Raw genomic sequence first — 20,074 nt, forward strand, 5'->3', positions numbered from 1 at the left:
CTCCAGACAAACAACGCGTACCAAAGGTACGCGTTGCCGTTCTAACTTTTTTACTTCGCCTGACGCTTCTGGTACTCGCTGGCGGCTTTCACGAAGCCTGCAAACAGCGGATGCCCGTCACGCGGCGTTGAAGTAAATTCCGGGTGGAATTGGCAGGCCACGAACCACGGATGGTTAGGCACTTCGATGATCTCGACTAACTGATCATCCCCGGAACGGCCCGCAACACGCAGACCCGCAGCTTCAATTTGTTTCAACAACATGTTGTTGACTTCATAGCGGTGACGATGGCGCTCGGTGATGACCGGCTCGCCGTACAGCTTGCGTACCACGCTATCGTCGGACAGCTGGCAGGCCTGTGCGCCAAGACGCATGGTGCCACCCAGATCGCTCTTCTCGGTACGGACTTCGACGTTACCGTCTTCGTCGCGCCATTCCGTAATCAGCGCCACAACAGGGTACTTACAGTCTGGCACAAATTCCGTAGAGTTCGCGTTTTCCATTCCCGCTACGTTGCGCGCAAATTCAATCAGCGCAACCTGCATACCCAGGCAGATACCGAGGTATGGAATATTGTTTTCACGCGCATAGCGTGCAGTGGCGATCTTGCCTTCAACACCACGGTAGCCGAAGCCGCCAGGGATGAGGATAGCATCCAGATCTTTAAGAATTTCAACGCCGCGCGTCTCCACATCCTGTGAATCAATCAGCTTGATGTTCACAGAGACGCGATTCTTCAGACCACCGTGTTTCAGCGCTTCGATAACTGACTTATAGGCATCCGGCAGTTCGATGTACTTGCCGACCATACCGATAGTCACTTCGCCGCCCGGATTGGCTTCTTCGTAAATCACCTGCTCCCATTCAGACAGGTTAGCTTCCGGACAGTTCAAGCTGAATCGTTTACAAATATAATCGTCCAGCCCCTGTGATTTCAACAGGCCCGGGATTTTATAAATGGAATCGACATCTTTCATTGAAATAACGGCTTTTTCAGGCACGTTACAGAACAATGCAATTTTCGCGCGTTCGTTCGCCGGAATCGCGCGATCGGAACGGCAAACCAGGATGTCAGGCTGAATACCGATGGAGAGCAGCTCTTTAACAGAGTGCTGAGTCGGTTTGGTTTTCACTTCACCTGCTGCCGCCATGTAAGGCACCAGCGTCAGGTGCATGAACAGCGCGTGCTCACGACCAATATCTACCGCCAGCTGACGAATCGCTTCAAGGAACGGCAGGGATTCGATATCCCCTACGGTACCGCCGATTTCAACCAGCACAACGTCATGCCCTTCGCCACCGGCAAGGACACGTTCTTTGATGGCGTTAGTGATGTGTGGGATGACCTGCACGGTCGCGCCCAGGTAGTCACCACGGCGCTCTTTACGCAGAACGTCAGAGTAGATACGGCCAGTCGTAAAGTTGTTACGACGGGTCATTTTGGTACGGATGAAACGCTCGTAGTGGCCAAGATCCAGATCGGTTTCAGCGCCGTCTTCAGTAACGAACACTTCCCCGTGTTGGGTTGGGCTCATGGTGCCAGGATCGACGTTGATGTACGGATCCAGTTTCATCATGGTCACATTGAGGCCACGGGCTTCAAGAATGGCTGCGAGGGAGGCTGCGGCAATGCCTTTACCCAGAGAGGATACGACCCCGCCGGTCACAAAAATATAGTTCGTTGTCATGCTGAACCTGAGAAGTTAGGGTGAAACGATGGAATAACCAGGACGGGAAAGTAGTATACCCGAACACGACGAGCGCCACAAACTTTCATTCTCCGTCTCCACTCCAGGCCATGACAAACATAAGGAGTGAGAAAATAGCCCCTTTTGGGTAAATGTTTTTGACGCAAATCAAGCGCTTGTCATTTAAAAAATCACACAAATTGCGCTTGATCGCAAAATCTCGTTAGAGATCATGTTCCTGGCGTTTTACTTCCTGCCAGACTTCTTCCATCGCGTCGAGGTCAATCCCGCTCATTTCCAGGCCGCGCGAGGCCACAATCCGCTCAACTTCGCGAAAGCGTCGTTCGAATTTAATGTTCGCTTTTTGCAGGGCGGTTTCCGCTTTTACACCGAGGTGGCGCGAAAGGTTGACGGTCGCAAACAGCAGATCGCCCATCTCCTCTTCCAGCTTTGCTTCATCCACAACGGCCTGCTGCGCTTCATGCATCACTTCGTCGATCTCTTCGTGCACTTTTTCCAGCACCGGGCCGAGAGAGTTCCAGTCAAACCCTACCGCCGAGCAGCGCTTTTGAATTTTGTGCGCGCGCATCAGCGCGGGAAGGTTCAGGGGAATGTCGTCCAGCGCCGAGTGCTGGGATTTTTCAGCGCGTTCGGCGCTTTTTATCTGCTCCCAGCGCGCCAGCACTTCCGCACTGTTGCCTGCGGAGGCATCGCCAAAAATATGCGGATGACGACGCTCCAGCTTGTCGCTGATAGCGGCGCAGATATCGTCAAAGTTAAAGCGCCCCTCTTCCTGCGCCATCTGCGCGTAGAACACCACCTGGAACAGCAGGTCGCCCAGCTCACCGCGCAGGTCGTCGAAATCCTCGCGCGAAATCGCGTCCAGCACTTCGTAGGTCTCTTCCAGCGTGTAAGGCGCAATGGTGGCGAAAGTCTGCTCTTTATCCCACGGGCAGCCGTTTTCCGGGTCGCGCAGGCGTTTCATGATGCCGAGCAGGCGGTCGATTTGAGTCATAACAGATTCCATTAAATGCCTGAGCCGGGTGGCGGCGTTGCCTTACCCGGCCTACAGAAGAGGATGTTTAGCCGCCGTGCAGACGACGCGCGTCAATCACATCCGGCACCTGGTTCAGTTTGCCGAGTACGCGGCCCAGCACCTGAAGGTTATAGATTTCGATAGTCATATCGATGGTGGCAAGCTGCTCGCGGGTATCGCTGCGGCTGGCAACGCCCAGCACGTTGACCTTCTCGTTGGCGAGAATGGTGGTGATGTCGCGCAGCAGGCCGCTGCGGTCGTTGGCAGTGACGCGCACAACCAGCGAGTAACCCGCCGAGTAGCTCTCCCCCCAGACGGCTTCCACGATACGTTCCGGCGCATGCGATTGCAGCTCTGCAAGCTGATCGCAGTCGGAGCGGTGAATCGAGATCCCGCGCCCCTGGGTGATAAAGCCGACAATATCGTCTCCCGGGATCGGCTGGCAGCAGCGGGCAATATGGTGCATGAGGTTACCCACCCCTTCAACCACCACGCGGCCATTGTCCTTGCTGCGCTGCTGCGGAGCGTAGGTTTTCTGCTGGAGCTGTTTCAGCGCCGCCGCATCCTGCTCCGCTGCGCTTGGCTTGTTGAATTGCGCTTGCAGGAAGTTCACCATCTGGTTCAGGCGGATATCGCCGCCACCAATCGCCGCTAACAGTTCGTCGAGCTCGTTGAAGTTGTAGCGTGGCAGCAGGAATTTCTCCGCCTCTTTCAGGCTTATCCCGATATGTTCCAGCTCGTCGTCCAGGATCTGACGACCGGCAAGGATGTTCTTGTCACGATCCTGCTTGCGGAACCAGGCGTGGATTTTAGAGCGCCCACGGCTGGTGGTAACGTAACCGAGGTTCGGATTCAGCCAGTCGCGGCTTGGGTTTGGCTGCTTCTGGGTGATGATTTCAATCTGATCGCCCATCTGGAGCTGGTAGGTAAACGGTACGATACGTCCGCCGATCTTCGCCCCGATGCAACGGTGCCCCACATCGCTGTGGATGTGGTAGGCGAAATCGAGCGGCGTGGAGCCTGCCGGCAAATCAACAACATCCCCTTTCGGGGTAAAGACGTAGACGCGATCGTCGAAGACCTGACTGCGCACTTCGTCGAGCATTTCGCCGGAGTCGGCCATCTCTTCCTGCCACGCAATCAGCTTACGCAGCCAGGCGATACGGTCCTCGTGACCGGAGCGACCGCCGCCGGAGGTACCCTCTTTGTATTTCCAGTGCGCCGCCACGCCCAGCTCGGCGTCTTCGTGCATCTGTTTGGTACGGATCTGAATTTCCACCGTTTTGCCGCCAGGGCCGAGCACCACGGTATGAATAGACTGATAGCCGTTTGGTTTGGGGTTGGCGACGTAGTCATCAAACTCATCCGGCAGATGGCGGAAGTGAGTATGCACTATCCCCAGCGCGGCATAGCAGTCCTGGAGACGCTCCGCCACGATACGTACGGCGCGCACGTCAAACAGCTCGTCAAAGGCGAGATGTTTCTTCTGCATTTTGCGCCAGATGCTGTAGATGTGCTTTGGACGCCCGTAGACCTCGGCGCGCACATTCTCCTCTTTCATCGACTGGCGCAGCCCGCTGACAAATTCCTCGATATAGTGCTCACGGTCAATGCGGCGTTCGTGCAGCAATTTTGCAATGCGTTTGTATTCCGCCGGATGCAGATAGCGGAAGCAGTAATCTTCCAGCTCCCACTTCAGTTGCCCGATACCGAGACGGTTCGCCAGCGGCGCATAGATATTCGTACACTCTTTAGCGGCCAGGACGCGCTCGTCTTCCGGCGCATCCTTCACTTCACGCAGATGGGCAACCCGTTCGGCCAGCTTGATAACCACGCAGCGGAAATCATCTACCATCGCCAGCAGCATGCGACGGACGTTATCCACCTGCTCGGAAGAGACAGAGTCCGTTTGCGCGGCTTTAAGCTGACGAATGGCTGCCATGTCACGCACGCCGTGGATAAGCGCCACGACGGACTGGCCGACGCTTTCACGCAGGACGTCTTCCGTCACCACGTCGGCGTCCGCCAGGGGGAACAGCAGTGCGGCCTGTAGCGTTTCGATATCCATGTTCAGCATGGAGAGAATTTCAACCATCTCCACGCCGCGCCACAACAGCAGTTCAGCGTCCGGATGCCCCTGCGTTGTGCGTAAACAATAGGCCCAGGTTTCGGTTAAGCGTTCACACGACTGCTGGCTGGAAATCCCCAGACTTGCGATCCATTTTTGAGGGTCAAACTCACCAGCTTTATTTAAATGTGCACTTCTTACCGCAACCATCGTCCTCTCCTTTAGGGACAAGGGCCTGTCGAAGTCGACAAGCCAAACTCATTAGATGTGCTCGAACAACACCATCGATTCCAGATGACCAGTGTGCGGGAACATGTCCAGCATTGCCAGACGTCGAATCTGGTAACCCCCGCTCAATAATGCTTCGCTGTCACGGGCAAGCGTCGCCGGGTTACAGGAAACATAGACCACGCGTTCAGGCGCGAGTTTAATTATATGCTGCATCACGCCCGGCGCACCTGCGCGCGCCGGGTCGAGCAGGATCTTATCAAAGCCCTGCTTAGCCCACGGTTGCTGAGTAACATCATCCTCAAGATTTTGATGAAAGAATGTCACGTTTTGCAAGCCGTTCTGTTGGGCGTTTTCCTGGCCTTTCACCACCAGCGCCTCAACGCCTTCCACCCCGACCACGCTTGCTGCTTTGCGGGCCAGCGGCAGGGTAAAGTTCCCCATACCGCAGAACAGATCGAGCACCCGGTCAGTGGGCTGTACGTCCAGCCACGCCAGCGCGTTCGCCACCATCTGCTGGTTCACGCCGTCGTTAACCTGGATAAAATCCCGCGGGCTGAACGTTAAGCGTAGCCCGTCTGACGCATACCAGGGCGCTTCTCCGCTGACCTGCTCAAGTATCTCGCTTTGCGGCGCGAGGAAAAGCGCAAGCTCATGAGAATGCGAAAAGCGTTCCAGTTTTTCGCGATCTGCCTTTGACAGCGGCGCGGTGTGGCGCAGTACCATCAGCGGGCCACTGTTGGCCAGCACCAGTTCGACATGGCCCAGCGAACGCACGCCATCCAGCGATGCAAGACAGTGGTGCACGTCCGGGAGCAACGCCTCAAGATGGGGCACCAAAACAGGGCACTGCGTGACAGAGACGATATCGCTGGAGCCGGCTTTGCGAAAACCCATCTCCAGCCGCTCGGTTTTGGACTGGTAGCTGAGGCTCAGGCGAGCGCGGCGACGGTAGCCCCAGGGCCGATCGGCAATGATGTCATTCACGTCGTGTCCGACCAGGCGGGCCAGCGCGCTGCTTTTACTTTTTTGCTGTAATTCTGTGCTGGCATGCTGTTGCTGGCAGCCACCGCAGACGCCAAAATGGGGGCAGCGAGGCATCACGCGCTCCGGGCTATCATTAAGACGGCGCTTGACCTGACCGCGCGCATACTGACGTTTTTCTTCCGTCAGCGTAATATCTGCGCGTTCTCCTGGCAGCAAACCTGTGATAAACAGTGTCTTACCCTTGTGACGCGCCACCCCCTGTCCAAAAGGATCGAGGTCCGTGGCTTCAACAGTTATGATCTGACGCGTCGTCACGCGTCGTTTTGCAGAGTAGAATTGCGCCATCGCCGAGATTGTTCTCAAATAAACATAATTAGCCTGATTGTCCCATAACGGAACTCCATGACCAACTACAGCCTGCGCGCGCGCATGATGATTTTGATCCTCGCTCCTACCGTTCTCATCGGTTTGCTGCTGAGCATTTTCTTTGTGGTGCATCGCTATAACGATTTGCAGAGACAACTTGAAGATGCCGGGGCCAGCATTATCGAACCGCTGGCCGTCTCCAGCGAGTACGGTATGAACCTGCAAAACCGTGAATCCATTGGTCAGTTAATCAGCGTGCTGCACCGCCGTCATTCAGAGATTGTGCGCGCCATTTCCGTTTACGATGAGCATAACCGTCTGTTCGTCACCTCGAATTTCCATCTGGATCCCACGTCGCTGAAAATCCCGGATGGTACCCCCTTCCCGCGTCACCTTACGGTGTTGCGGCGCGGCGATATCATGATCCTGCGCACGCCGATTATCTCCGAAAGCTATTCACCCGATGAATCCGCCCAGTCCGATGCGAAGTCCAGCAATAATATGCTGGGATATGTGGCGCTGGAGCTGGATCTTAAGTCGGTACGGCTCCAGCAGTACAAAGAAATATTCATCTCCGGCGTGATGATGCTGTTCTGTATCGGCATCGCGCTGATCTTCGGCTGGCGACTGATGCGCGACGTCACGGGGCCTATCCGCAACATGGTGAATACCGTTGACCGGATCCGCCGGGGTCAGCTCGACAGCCGCGTGGAAGGCTTTATGCTCGGCGAGCTGGATATGCTGAAAAATGGCATCAACTCAATGGCGATGTCGCTGGCGGCTTATCACGAAGAGATGCAGCACAACGTTGACCAGGCCACCTCTGACCTGCGCGAAACGCTGGAGCAGATGGAGATCCAGAACGTGGAGCTGGATCTGGCGAAAAAACGTGCGCAGGAGGCGGCACGAATTAAGTCTGAGTTCCTGGCGAACATGTCGCACGAGCTGCGCACGCCGCTGAACGGGGTGATTGGCTTCACCCGTCTGACGCTCAAAAGCGAGCTGAACCCGACCCAGCGTGACCATCTGCATACCATTGAACGCTCAGCCAACAACCTGCTGACCATTATTAACGACGTACTGGACTTCTCGAAGCTGGAAGCGGGCAAGCTGATTCTGGAGAGTATTCCCTTCCCGCTGCGCAGCACGCTGGATGACGTGGTCACGCTTCTTGCCCACTCATCGCATGATAAGGGTCTGGAACTGACGCTCAATATTAAAAATGATGTGCCGGATAACGTCATTGGCGACCCGCTGCGCCTGCAACAGGTCATTACCAATCTGGTGGGCAACGCGATTAAGTTCACCGAGAGCGGCAACATCGACATTCTGGTCGAAAAAAGGGCGCTCAGTAATAACAAAGTCCAGATTGAAGTGCAGATCCGGGATACCGGCATCGGTATTCCGGAGCGCGATCAGACGCGTCTGTTCCAGGCTTTCCGCCAGGCCGATGCGAGCATTTCCCGTCGTCACGGCGGAACGGGCCTGGGGCTGGTGATCACCCAAAAGCTGGTGAAAGAGATGGGAGGCGATATCTCCTTCCACAGCCAGCCTAACCGGGGCTCAACCTTCTGGTTCCATATCAACCTTGATCTTAACCCGAACGTGCAGACCGACGGCCCGGTCACCGGCTGCCTGAAAGGGATGCGTCTGGCCTATGTGGAACCGAACGCCGCGGCGGCGCAGTGTACGCTTGATGTATTAAGCAGCACGCCGCTGGAGGTCATCTACAGCCCGACCTTCTCCGCGCTGGCGAACGATCATTACGATATCCTGTTGTTGGGGATTCCGGTGACGTTTACCGGAGAACTGACCATGCAGCAGGAACGCCTGGCGAAGGCGGCCTCAATGACGGACTACCTGCTGCTGGCGCTGCCGTGCCACGCCCAAATCAACGCCGAAGAGCTGAAAAACGACGGAGCGGCGGCGTGTCTGCTGAAACCCCTCACCGCCACACGGCTGTTACCTGCGTTGACCGAATATTGCCGTCTGACGCATCAGTCCCTGCCGCTGGAAAACGACGAACATAAGCTGCCGATGACGGTGATGGCCGTGGACGATAACCCGGCGAACCTGAAGCTGATTGGCGTGCTGCTTGAGGATCAGGTTCAGCATGTTGAGCTGTGTACCAGCGGCGCCGAAGCCGTGGAACAAGCCAAACAGATGCAGTTCGACCTGATCCTGATGGATATTCAGATGCCGGGCATGGATGGCATCCGCGCCTGCGAGTTGATTCGCCAGCTTCCGCACCAGCAGCAGACGCCGGTGATTGCCGTGACGGCGCACGCGATGGCGGGGCAAAAGGAGAAACTGCTGGGTGCGGGCATGAACGATTATCTGGCGAAACCGATCGACGAAGAGAAGCTGCACAGCCTGCTGCTGCGCTACAAGCCGGGGCACATTGGCGGGACATACACCATTACAGCTGAATCGCCGGAGATCAGCATTAACCAGAATGCCACGTTTGACTGGCAACTGGCGCTGCGCCAGGCGGCGGGTAAACCGGATCTGGCCCGCGATATGCTGCAAATGCTGGTGGACTTCCTGCCTGAGATCCGTAACAAGGTTGAAGAACAGCTGGTGGGTGAAAACCCCGAAGGACTGCTGGAAGCCATTCATAAACTGCATGGCAGCTGCGGCTACAGCGGCGTACCGCGGTTGAAAAATCTCTGCCAGTTGCTTGAACAGCAGCTCCGCGCGGGTACGCCAGAATCCGATCTCGAACCGGAGTTCCTGGAGCTGCTGGACGAGATGGACAACGTGACGCGGGAAGCAATGAAGGTGTTGGGGAGCTAAGACCAAAGCCCGGTGGCGCTTCGCTTACCGGGCCTACAGGAGCACGAACGTTAACGCGACATCCCCTGCCCCATCTTTATCACCGCCGCAATATTCCTTGCGGCCAACTGTACATTCTGTTGCGCATTTTCCAGCGCATCCTCCAGCGAGCAGATGGTGTAGATCACGCTGAATACGGCATCCAGTCCATGCTCATGCACCACGCCAACATCCGCCGTCAGGCTGCCGGCAATGCCGATAACTGGCTTGTTATAGCGTTTCGCGACTCTCGCCACGCCAACGGGCACTTTGCCGTGGATCGTCTGGCTGTCGATACGCCCTTCGCCCGTGATCACCAGATCGGCGTCCGCGACCTGTTCATCAAGATGCAGGGCATCGGTGACAATCTCAATCCCCTGACGGAGCTGTGCGCCGCAAAATGCATACAGCGCCGCCCCCATTCCGCCAGCCGCACCGCCGCCCGCCAGGTTTAAGACGTCAATATCCAGATCCCGGGCGATAATTTTTGCGTAATGCGCCAGCGCGTTGTCCAGCGTCCTGATCATCTCCGGCATCGCCCCTTTCTGCGGACCAAATACCGCAGAAGCGCCTGTCTCGCCGATCAGAGGGTTGGTTACATCGCAGGCCACTTCAATTCGACAGTCTGCCAGCCGCTTATCCAGCCCGCTAAGATCGATATGCGCAAGGCTTGCCAGTTCGCCGCCGCCCGGCCCTACGGGCTGCGCTTTCGCATCCAGCAGTTTTACGCCCAGCGCCTGCACCATGCCTGCGCCACCGTCATTGGTCGCGCTGCCTCCAATGCCAATAATGATATGCTTAACGCCCGCATCCAGCGCATGACGGATCAGTTCCCCGGTTCCCCAGGAGGTGGTGATTAACGGGTTACGCTTTGCGGGAGCAACAAGCTCCAGACCGCTCGCTGCCGCCATCTCGATAAAGGCGCTTTTCCCGTCTCCGGATAACCCGAAAAACCCTTCCACGCGTTCACCCAAAGGCCCGGTAACGGGAACATGGACAAGACGCCCATGCGTGGCTGCCACCATCGCTTCCACCGTCCCTTCGCCACCATCGGCAACCGGTAATTTGACATAGTCCGCTGACGGGAAAATGTCGCGAAAACCGACCTCTATCGCTGTCGCCACCTCCAGCGCGCTCAAGCTTTCCTTATACGAGTCCGGAGCGATAACAATTTTCATAAGCCATCCTTACGCATGTTAGTTACGTTAAGCATACACCACGTAAGGGACCACTCATGGGAGCGGTCCCAATGCGCTTATCGTACCATGCACGGACGTTTATTGTCGAATGTCCACTCTGGGATCAGGTATTGCATCGCCAGCGCGTCATCACGCGCCCCCAGGCCGTGTTTCTGGTACAGCTCATGCGCTTTCATGACCTGGTCCATATCCAGCTCTACGCCCAGACCCGGCGTAGCAGGAACCTGTACCATACCGCCTTTGATTTCAAACGGCTGTTTGGTCAGGCGCTGGTTGCCCTCCTGCCAGATCCAGTGGGTGTCGATGGCGGTAATGTTGCCCGGCGCGGCAGCCGCCACGTGGGTGAACATCGCCAGCGAGATGTCGAAGTGGTTGTTGGAGTGCGAGCCCCAGGTCAGGCCGAACTCATGGCACATCTGCGCCACGCGAACCGAGCCCTGCATCGTCCAGAAGTGCGGGTCTGCCAGCGGAATGTCCACCGATTGCAGCGAGAGCGTGTGCCCCATCTGACGCCAGTCGGTCGCGATCATGTTGGTGGCGGTTGGCAGCCCGGTGGCGCGACGGAACTCCGCCATCACTTCACGTCCGGAGAACCCCTGCTCTGCACCGCACGGATCTTCCGCATAGGCCAGCACGCCTTTAAGCTGCTTACCGATTTTTATCGCCTCATCAAGCGACCAGGCACCGTTCGGATCCAGCGTGACGCGCGCCTGCGGGAAGCGCTTCGCCAGCGCGGCGATCGCCTCTGCTTCTTCTTCACCCGCCAGTACACCGCCTTTCAGCTTGAAGTCATTAAAGCCATATTTTTCATACGCGGCTTCCGCCAGGCGCACTACCGCGTCCGGGGTCATCGCTTCATCGTGACGCACACGATACCAGTCGCATTTTTCGTCCGGCTGGCTCTGGTACGGCAGCGGGGTGAGTTTGCGGTTGCCGATAAAGAACAGGTAGCCGAGCATTTCCACTTCGCTGCGCTGTTGGCCGTCGCCCAGCAGGGAGGCGACATTGACGCCAAGATGCTGGCCCAGCAGATCCAGCATCGCGGCTTCAATGCCCGTGACCACATGGATAGTGGTGCGCAGATCAAACGTTTGCAGACCACGGCCACCCGCATCACGATCGGCAAAGGTCGTACGCACGCGAGTCAGCACATTTTTGTACTCGCCCAGCGTTTTACCCACCACCAGCGGAATGGCGTCCTCCAGCGTTTTACGGATCTTCTCCCCGCCCGGGATTTCACCGACACCGGTATGCCCTGAGTTGTCCTTGATCACCACAATATTACGGGTGAAGAACGGCCCATGGGCGCCGCTCAGGTTCATCAGCATGCTGTCATGTCCCGCGACAGGAATGATCTGCATGGAGGTGACTACAGGGGTAGAAAATGTGCTCATCGTTCGATCCTTTTATCAGTGACGTCCAAATACAGGGCGCTTACGGTCAAATGTCCAGCCGGGGATAAGGTACTGCATCGGGCCTGCGTCGTTGCGCGCGCCGCCCGGCAGTTTTTTATACGCTTCATGCGCCTTGTGGATCTGATCCCAGTCAAGCTCCACGCCCAGCCCCGGCGCATCCGGTACGGCAATTGTGCCGTTTTTGATTTCAAGTGGATTTTTGGTCAGGCGCGCTTCGCCTTCCTGCCAGATCCAGTGCGTATCGATGGCGGTCGGGTTGCCCGGCGCCGCCGCGCCAACGTGGGTAAACATCGCCAGCGAAATGTCGAAATGGTTATTGGAGTGGCAGCCCCAGGTGAGCCCCCAGTCATCGCACAGCTGCGCCACGCGCACCGCGCCGGAAAGGGTCCAGAAGTGCGGGTCCGCCAGTGGTATGTCCACCGCATTCAGCATCACCGCATGGCCCATTTCACGCCAGTTGGTGGCGATCATGTTGGTCGCAACCGGCAGCCCGGTAGCGCGGCGAAATTCGGCCATCACCTCGCGGCCAGAAAATCCCTGCTCGGCGCCGCACGGATCTTCCGCGTAGGTCAGCACGTCGCCCAGCCCTTTGCACAGCGTGATAGCTTCATCCAGCAGCCAGGCGCCGTTCGGATCGACGGTGATGCGTGCCTCCGGGAAGCGTTTTTTCAACGCGCGCACGCTGTCAATCTCCTGCTCGCCGGGCAGAACGCCGCCTTTCAGCTTGAAGTCTTTGAAGCCGTAGCGATCCTGCGCCGCCTCTGCAAGGCGTACCACCGCCTCGCCAGAGAGCGCCTCCTGATGACGCAGGTGATACCACTCGTGGCTGCCCGGCGAGCGTTCCAGATACGGCAGATCGGTTTTCGTCCGGTCGCCAACGTAGAACAGATAGCCCAGCACCGTTACCGCATTACGCTGTTTGCCTGGCCCCAGCAGTTCGCAGACCGGCACGTTCAGCGCCTTGCCCAGTAAATCGAGGAGGGCCGCCTCCAGCGCCGCCACCGCGTTAACGCGCAGTTCAAACGTCCAGGCGCCTTTGCCGAAGGTATCAAAATCCGCCGACTGGTTACCCTTATACACCCGCTGAACCACCTTGTTCAGGTGGGCGACCTCCTGCCCAACCACCTGCGGGATGGCGTCGACCAGCGTCTGGTAAATCACCTCTCCGCCAGGCGCTTCCCCGACGCCGGTATTCCCTGCGCTGTCGGTCAGCACCACAATGTTGCGGGTGAACCAGGCATTATGCGCGCCACCAATGTTGAGCAGCATGCTGTCCTGCCCCGCCACCGGAATGACCTTCATCTCCGTCACGATCGGGCTTGATTGCGTTGTCATCATCCGCGCTCCCCAACAGGTTTCAGTTCGATTCGTTTGATGTCACCCACCAGCACCAGATAACTGAGTACCGCCACCAGCGCATGGACGCCTACATAAATCAGCGCGCCGTTGAAGGAGCCAGTGGTGCCGACGATGTAACCGATAGCGATTGGAGTGACAATGCCGGAAATGTTGCCAAACATGTTGAACAGACCGCCGCTCAGGCCGCTGATCTCTTTCGGCGCGGTATCTGCCATCACCGCCCAGCCCAGTGCGCCAATGCCTTTACCGAAGAAGGCCATCGCCATAAAGCCGATAATCATCCACTCCGCGCTGACATAGTTACAGAACACCATGGTCATGGAGAGCAGCATGCCGAGCACGATTGGCGTTTTACGCGCAATATTCAGCGAACCGGTACGACGCATCAGCCAGTCGGAGATGACCCCGCCAAGCACCCCACCCACGAAGCCGCAGATGGCCGGCACGGAGGCGACAAACCCCGCCTTCAGAATCGACATCCCACGCGCCTGCACCAGGTAAACCGGGAACCAGGTGATAAAGAAGTAGGTTAAGGCGTTAATGCAGTACTGGCCGAGATAGATACCGATCATCATTCGTGAGCCGACGAGCTGTTTGATCTGCCCCCATTTCTGGCTGAACGGAACTTTAGCTTTCTGGGTTTTCTGATCCATGTTGATCAGCGCCCCACCTTCAGCAATGTAGTCCAGCTCTTTCTTGTTCACGCCCGGATGCTGGTTTGGTTCGTGGATCACTTTCAGCCAGATGAAGCTGATGACGATCCCCAGCCCGCCCATGAAGAAGAAGACGTGCGACCAGCCCACTTCGTGCGTCAGCCAGCCCATGATTGGCGCGAAAATAACCGTCGCAAAGTATTGCGCCGAGTTAAAGATGGCTACCGCCGTTCCCCTCTCCTGTGCCGGGAACCAGGCGGCCACAATACGGCTGTTGCCAGGGAACGATGGCGCTTCCGCTAAGCCCACCAGGAAGCGGAGGGTAAAGAGCGCAATGATAATGCCGAAGCCGCTGAAGATATCCACGAAGCCCTGTAACAGGGTAAACATCGACCAGATGAAAATGGACCAGAAATAGACCCGTTTTGAACCAAAGCGGTCCAGCAGCCAGCCGCCAGGGATTTGGCCGATTACGTAGGCCCATGAAAATGCGGAGAAAACATAACCCATACCCACCGGATCAAGTCCGATGTCCTTTGCCATCTCAGAGCCGGCAATGGATAACGTGGCACGGTCGCCGTAGTTGAAAGAGGTGACGATAAACAGCATCACCACTATCCAGTAGCGGGCGTTGGTGCGCTTCTCAGCGCTGCTCGCCGCGTGGCTTAATGTACTCATTGTTGCACTCCTGAAACATAGCTTTCGCCTGGTTCATTCTGTACAGCACCTGTAGGGTAATCAGAATGAGAGATTTGTGTTTGGTTTTGGTACGGCCAGAAGCCGTTTTATAGTGACGGGAAAAGTATATGAAGGAGTGCCTCTTCACCTCACCGTGCAAAAACACAGTATTGAAGGGCGTGAGGGAGGTTGTTTAGGGCATAAGCCCAGAGGAGTGGAAGGTGGTTCACGGAAATGGCGTTTGGGGCGGGGTGTAATGCCGGGTGGAGGCTACGCCTGACCCGGCCTACCATTGGTATAGCGCAGGGTTATTTAAGCAGCGTTGCCCAGTGCTCGACCCACGGGTTTGACTCGCTTTCTGGCTCAGGGTGTTCACCCGCATCAATCAGCAACATCTCTCCGACGCGCTGAGCGCTCTGTTCCTGCAACAGCGCGTCGAACTGTTTACCGCCACCGCAGAAATTAGCGTAAGAGCTATCGCCGAGGGCGATGATGCCATAGTGAACATCTGGCTGATAGCCGAGCTGGTCTTTAATGCCCTGGAAAAGCGGGACGATGCTGTCCGGCAGATCGCCCTGCCCGGTGGTGGAGGTCACCACCAGGATGTATTTATCTTTATACTTTTCCCAGTCCGCCAGCTCCGGATCTTCATAGACCGTTGCTTTATGGCCCTGGTTTACAAGGATTGCTTCCGCTTCCTCCGCCACCAGCAGCGAGTTGCCGTACATCGTGCCGACAAAAATGCCTACTTCAGCCATGCTTTGCTCCCGTAATTATTGCGCTTGCTGTTCATCCTGAACGTTGCCTGCGGCAAACTCAACCCTTTCATTTTCGGGGAGTTGTCCCAGCCAGCCAAACTGTGACAGCGCCTGCATCCAGACCTCGTCCAGCCCCGCGCGAATAGTCAGCGGTTCGCCGGTAAACGGGTGCGTCAGGCGTAGCTCGCTGGCGTGCAGCATCAGCCGGTTACAGCCAAAGTGCTCGGCCGCGCTGCGGTTCTGGCGCAGATCGCCGTGCTTGCTGTCGCCGATAATCGGGTGGCGCAGGTGCGCAAGGTGACGGCGAAGCTGGTGCTTGCGCCCGGTTTTGGGCAAAAGCTCAACCAGACTGTATCGCGTGGTCGGAAATTTGCTGGTCGCCACCGGCAGTTCTGTGGTCGCCATACCGCGATAGTCGGTCACCGCAGGCTGCGGGCCTTTATCGTCGCGGGCAAATTTATCGGCGATTTTATCCAGTTCCTCCACCAGCGGATAATCAAGCGTGGCGGAATCCGTCAGCCAGCCACGCACGATGGCGTGGTAGCGCTTTTGCATCTGGTGCTGCTCAAACTGCTGCGAAAGCAGTCGACCCGCCTCACTGGAAAGCCCCATCAGCAGAACGCCAGAGGTTGGCCGATCCAGACGATGAGCAGTAAAGACGTGCTGACCGATCTGATCGCGCACGGTTTGCATGACCACCACTTTCTCATCGCGATCGAGCCAGCTACGGTGCACCAGCCAGCCGGACGGTTTATTCACCGCCACTAACCACTCATCCTGATAAAGGATCTCAAGCGTCATGCATCGTCACCGGCGAAAAGCGCATCGAGCTTTTCCAGCTCCACCAGCATCATGGCACGCGCCGGGTGGGTCGCTTCCAGCGCCATTTCGTAATAGGGAGAGACGGCAAAAGACGCGGGCAACGCGCGACCACCTTCCAGCAGCGCGTGCATACGCGGAATTAAGACCCACTGGAGCCACTCGAACGGGGCCAGCGTATCCAGACAAAACGGTTGGGTGCTGGCGAACGCGTCTGGCTGCGGCGCGTTATCCTGCCACAGCTGATGCTGGCGCATAAGGGCTTCGATGGCGTGCAACTGCGCACGAACGTTGTCATGATGCGACATATATACCTCAACTGAAAAACGGAATGGCGCGAAGCATAGCATTGCGGACGACAGAAATAAAAAAAGGGAGCACTGTAAAAACAGTGCTCCCGGTTCGTTTCGCAGCATTCCAGCTACAATACGTGCTCCCTGCTCATCCGTGACAACTTTTCCTGATGCCCGAAGGCCTGGTCATCCCTTTACCTTTTGCTTCCTGCTCACATCGTCCTGATGTGTAGGTTTCATCCTGAAACGTCCTGGCCATCCTGACCCACCGACCATCCTGACCGGCTCTCGTTCTCCTTCCTGGAGGTGTCCCTTACGCATCCTGCGTGATCCACTTTGCTTCATCCTGAAGCCTTCCTGCGGCGTCATCCTGACGTGTCCCTGGTAAGAAACGCCATCATCCTGATGTTCGTTTCTCGTGTCGGCATCCTGTCGACACAGATAGAATCCGCTATTCTGCTTCGTCTTACAACCCACCTTGTAAGCAATGTAAGCCAGGCGAAACGGGGGATTCCCTTTCAGAAAACCACTAACCTGTTGAAAGAAAAGTTAATATTAATCTGAAATTCCTAAGGCAACGCTAACTGTTTCGGCGATGTCTCACAGAGCGTGTAAGAGATCTCTCACACGTCCAGTAGCATCATGGATTACAGAAGCGGCTCAATTTGGGTAAGAAAATCCGCAAGTGAAGGCGCGAGAACGTCGCGATTGCGGGTGCCGAGCGTCTCTTTGATGACCTCACCAGACAGGTTGCAGACAGAAATGACGTCCAGTTCACTGTCGAGCGTCGCAATAAAAAGAGTCGGAGAGAGCTTAAGGCGTTTTTGCGTGACCAGGTGACCAATGAGGTTTTCCTGAACGCGTTGCAGATCGTCTTCGCTCCAGGTTTGCAGCAGCGTCAACGGCTGTCCTGCAAAACATGCAGTCATATCCCCGGCAAACTGCGTGGCATAAAATGCATGAAGCGCAGGTTGTATCACAATGTCCATCGCGCGTTCAACCGCATTTACATTCTGCTCGCCCGTGAACTGTTTCGGTTGCCAGATAACGTAATCATCCTGCGAAGCGATAATGCACGGTGACGGCACGCCATATAAGTCAGTACTTTGCGGCCACGTCCCCCGCTTTTCATGCCAGGCATCGCAATAGCGGGTCGTGAAGGACGTCAGGGCATTTGCAGTTTCGATATCCACCGATTTCTCTCTTCTTGTAAGACAGGATAAACTCAGCCCATAAGTGTACCTGTAAAGTGGCTATGAAACATGTCTTACGAAAATCATCAGGCGTTAACGGGCTTAACGCTGGGTAAATCGACCGATTACCGCGACACCTACGATGCAAGCCTGTTGCAGGGCGTGCCGCGCAGTCTGAACCGCGATCCGCTCGGGCTGCACGCTGACGCGCTGCCGTTTGTCGGCGGCGACATCTGGACGCTGTACGAACTCTCCTGGCTGAATGCGCGCGGTCTGCCGCAGGTGGCCGTGGGCCACGTCGAGCTGGATTACGCCAGCGTAAACCTGGTCGAATCCAAGAGCTTTAAGCTCTATCTCAACAGCTTTAACCAGACCAAATTCAACAGCTGGGACGAGGTACAACAGACGCTTGAACGTGATTTAAGCGCGTGCGCGCAGGGGAACGTAACCGTCTCGTTATACCGTCTGCATGAGCTGGAAGGACAGCCTGTCGCCCATTTCCACGGCACCTGCATCGACGATCAGGACATTGAGGTGGAAAGCTATGAATTTAGCACCGACTACCTGGAAAACGCGGCGGGCGGAAAAGTGGTCAACGAGACGCTGGTCAGCCATCTGCTGAAATCCAACTGCCTTATCACCCATCAGCCGGACTGGGGCTCGGTACAGATCCAGTACCGCGGCCCGCAGATTGATCGTGAAAAGCTGCTGCGTTACCTGGTGTCATTCCGTCATCACAACGAATTCCACGAGCAGTGCGTGGAGCGCATCTTCAACGACATCCAGCGTTTCTGCCAGCCCGAAAAGCTGAGCGTTTACGCCCGCTACACCCGTCGCGGCGGTCTGGATATCAATCCGTGGCGCACCAATACCGATTTTGTGCCTGCCACCGGACGGCTGGTGCGCCAGTAAGATAAATATTTTCACAATATGCGGGCGGTATTCCGCCCGAAGTGTTGTGAAACGTCATAAGCCAGGGCTATTGTAATCAACAGGGAAAGACGATAATCGTCCCATAAGGAGCTCACTTGATTACACATATTAGCCCGCTTGGCTCTATGGATATGTTGTCGCAGCTGGAAGTGGACATGCTTAAACGCACCGCCAGTAGCGACCTTTATCAACTGTTTCGTAACTGTTCACTTGCCGTACTGAACTCCGGAAGCCTGACCGACAACAGTAAAGAGCTGCTGTCCCGCTTCGAAAGTTTTGATATCAACGTGCTGCGCCGCGAGCGCGGGGTGAAGCTGGAAGTGATCAACCCGCCGGAAGACGCTTTTGTCGACGGGCGTATTATTCGCTCACTTCAGGCCAACCTGTTTGCCGTGCTGCGCGACATTCTGTTTGTTAACGGACAGATCAGCAACGCCGGACGTTTCCAGCATCTTGACCTGGAAAGTTCCGTTCATATCACCAACCTGGTCTTCTCCATTCTGCGTAACGCCCGCGCCCTGCACGTGGGCGAAGCGCCGAACATGGTCGTCTGCTGGGGTGGTCACTCTATTAACGAAACCGAATACCTGTATGCCCGCCGCGTGGGGACGCAGCTCGGCCTGCGCGAACTGAATATCTGTACCGGTTGCGGTCCTGGCGCGATGGAAGCACCAATGAAAGGCGCGGCAGTAGGTCACGCGCAGCAACGCTATAAAGAAGGCCGTTTTATCGGCATGACCGAGCCGTCGATCATCGCCGCTGAGCCGCCTAACCCGCTGGTTAACGAACTGATTATTATGCCGGATATCGAAAAACGTCTTGAGGCGTTTGTCCGTATCGCGCACGGCATTATTATCTTCCCGGGCGGCGTAGGTACGGCGGAAGAGCTGCTTTATCTGCTCGGGATCCTGATGAACCCGGCCAACAAAGATCAGGTTCTGCCGCTGATCCTGACCGGCCCGAAAGAGAGCGCCGACTACTTCCGCGTGCTGGACGAGTTTATCGTGCATACGCTGGGCGAAGACGCGCGCCGTCACTACCGCATTATTATTGACGATGCCGCAGAAGTGGCCCGTCAGATGAAAAAAGCAATGCCGCTGGTGAAAGAGAATCGTCGTGATACCGGGGATGCCTACAGCTTTAACTGGTCCATCCGTATCGCACCGGATCTTCAGATCCCCTTCGAGCCGTCGCATGAGAACATGGCGAACCTCAAACTCTATCCGGATCAGCCGGTGGAAGTGCTGGCTGCCGACCTGCGTCGCGCCTTCTCTGGCATCGTGGCGGGGAACGTGAAAGAGGTGGGGATACGCGCAATTGAAGAGTTTGGCCCGTATAAGATCCACGGTGATCCGGAGATGATGCGCCGCATGGATGATATGTTGCAGGGCTTTGTCGCTCAGCACCGCATGAAGCTTCCAGGCTCTGCCTATATTCCGTGTTACGAAATCATCAAGTAAAGCGACATTCCTCTCCTCTCAAGCCGGATCGTCATCCGGCTTTTTTATTCGTGTTGCAATTCATAGCGATCTTCAATGTTATTAACAAATCTGACGCCTGCGCAAACGATTACCTCGTTTTTGAAAC

General features: G+C 56.4%; 15 protein-coding genes. 3 read left to right on the forward strand and 12 right to left on the reverse strand.

The window, feature by feature from the left end:
• Nucleotides 1-50 precede the first annotated feature (50 nt).
• The 4 genes from pyrG to rlmD form a co-directional block, all read right to left on the reverse strand.
• Nucleotides 51-1,688, reverse strand: coding sequence for a CTP synthase (glutamine hydrolyzing) (pyrG, locus tag IMQ56_RS08750; protein WP_003862718.1), 1,638 nt, complete (start codon nt 1,686-1,688; stop codon nt 51-53).
• A gap of 223 nt (nt 1,689-1,911) precedes the next feature.
• The gene (gene mazG / locus IMQ56_RS08755) at nt 1,912-2,703 is read right to left on the reverse strand and encodes a nucleoside triphosphate pyrophosphohydrolase (RefSeq protein WP_017382826.1); all 792 of its coding nucleotides are present in this window, start codon (nt 2,701-2,703) and stop codon (nt 1,912-1,914) included.
• 67 nt (nt 2,704-2,770) lie between these two features.
• The gene (gene relA / locus IMQ56_RS08760; RefSeq protein ID WP_003862722.1) at nt 2,771-5,002 is read right to left on the reverse strand and encodes a GTP diphosphokinase; all 2,232 of its coding nucleotides are present in this window, start codon (nt 5,000-5,002) and stop codon (nt 2,771-2,773) included.
• Between the two features lie 51 nt (nt 5,003-5,053).
• Complete coding sequence (gene rlmD, locus IMQ56_RS08765; protein WP_023295343.1) at nt 5,054-6,352, reverse strand: 23S rRNA (uracil(1939)-C(5))-methyltransferase RlmD; 1,299 nt, start codon at nt 6,350-6,352, stop codon at nt 5,054-5,056.
• A 57-nt stretch (nt 6,353-6,409) separates the two neighbouring features.
• Here rlmD and barA point away from each other — a divergent pair, with 57 nt between their 5' ends.
• Nucleotides 6,410-9,169 carry a two-component sensor histidine kinase BarA gene (gene barA, locus IMQ56_RS08770; protein WP_133983167.1) on the forward strand — a complete coding sequence of 920 codons (2,760 nt, stop codon included), beginning with the start codon at nt 6,410-6,412 and terminating at the stop codon, nt 9,167-9,169.
• Nucleotides 9,170-9,219: 50 nt separating this feature from the next.
• On the opposite strand, the gene IMQ56_RS08775 is transcribed toward barA, so the two are convergent.
• From IMQ56_RS08775 to syd, 8 genes are all read right to left on the reverse strand, one after another.
• Nucleotides 9,220-10,365: a glycerate kinase gene (locus IMQ56_RS08775; protein ID WP_196063853.1), complete on the reverse strand. Its 1,146-nt coding sequence runs from the start codon at nt 10,363-10,365 to the stop codon at nt 9,220-9,222.
• A 77-nt stretch (nt 10,366-10,442) separates the two neighbouring features.
• Nucleotides 10,443-11,780, reverse strand: a complete 1,338-nt coding sequence (gene gudD / locus IMQ56_RS08780; protein WP_196063854.1) for a glucarate dehydratase — start codon at nt 11,778-11,780, stop codon at nt 10,443-10,445.
• A 15-nt stretch (nt 11,781-11,795) separates the two neighbouring features.
• Nucleotides 11,796-13,136 carry an enolase C-terminal domain-like protein gene (locus IMQ56_RS08785; protein WP_032668772.1) on the reverse strand — a complete coding sequence of 447 codons (1,341 nt, stop codon included), beginning with the start codon at nt 13,134-13,136 and terminating at the stop codon, nt 11,796-11,798.
• Complete coding sequence (gene gudP, locus IMQ56_RS08790; protein WP_003862734.1) at nt 13,136-14,491, reverse strand: galactarate/glucarate/glycerate transporter GudP; 1,356 nt, start codon at nt 14,489-14,491, stop codon at nt 13,136-13,138. Before gudP ends, IMQ56_RS08785 begins: the two co-directional genes overlap by 1 nt.
• Nucleotides 14,492-14,799: 308 nt before the next feature.
• Nucleotides 14,800-15,249, reverse strand: a complete 450-nt coding sequence (locus IMQ56_RS08795; RefSeq protein ID WP_015571732.1) for a flavodoxin — start codon at nt 15,247-15,249, stop codon at nt 14,800-14,802.
• A gap of 15 nt (nt 15,250-15,264) precedes the next feature.
• Nucleotides 15,265-16,050: a tRNA pseudouridine(65) synthase TruC gene (gene truC, locus IMQ56_RS08800; RefSeq protein ID WP_023304342.1), complete on the reverse strand. Its 786-nt coding sequence runs from the start codon at nt 16,048-16,050 to the stop codon at nt 15,265-15,267.
• Entirely contained in the window at nt 16,047-16,376 is a 330-nt protein-coding gene (locus IMQ56_RS08805) for a YqcC family protein (RefSeq protein ID WP_023304343.1), read from the reverse strand. Before IMQ56_RS08805 ends, truC begins: the two co-directional genes overlap by 4 nt.
• Nucleotides 16,377-17,008: 632 nt before the next feature.
• A complete protein-coding gene (gene syd / locus IMQ56_RS08810; RefSeq protein WP_196063855.1) occupies nt 17,009-17,554 on the reverse strand; it encodes a SecY-interacting protein in 546 nt (181 codons plus the stop codon).
• A 69-nt stretch (nt 17,555-17,623) separates the two neighbouring features.
• Here syd and queF point away from each other — a divergent pair, with 69 nt between their 5' ends.
• The gene (queF, locus tag IMQ56_RS08815) at nt 17,624-18,466 is read left to right on the forward strand and encodes an NADPH-dependent 7-cyano-7-deazaguanine reductase QueF (protein WP_015571734.1); all 843 of its coding nucleotides are present in this window, start codon (nt 17,624-17,626) and stop codon (nt 18,464-18,466) included.
• Nucleotides 18,467-18,582: 116 nt separating this feature from the next.
• Entirely contained in the window at nt 18,583-19,947 is a 1,365-nt protein-coding gene (ppnN, locus tag IMQ56_RS08820) for a nucleotide 5'-monophosphate nucleosidase PpnN (RefSeq protein ID WP_003862748.1), read from the forward strand.
• The last annotated feature ends 127 nt before the right edge of the window (nt 19,948-20,074 follow it).

This window comes from Enterobacter sp. Res13-Sevr-PEC09-46 (assembly GCF_015672585.1).
Classification (GTDB): Bacteria; Pseudomonadota; Gammaproteobacteria; order Enterobacterales; family Enterobacteriaceae; genus Enterobacter; species Enterobacter hormaechei_C.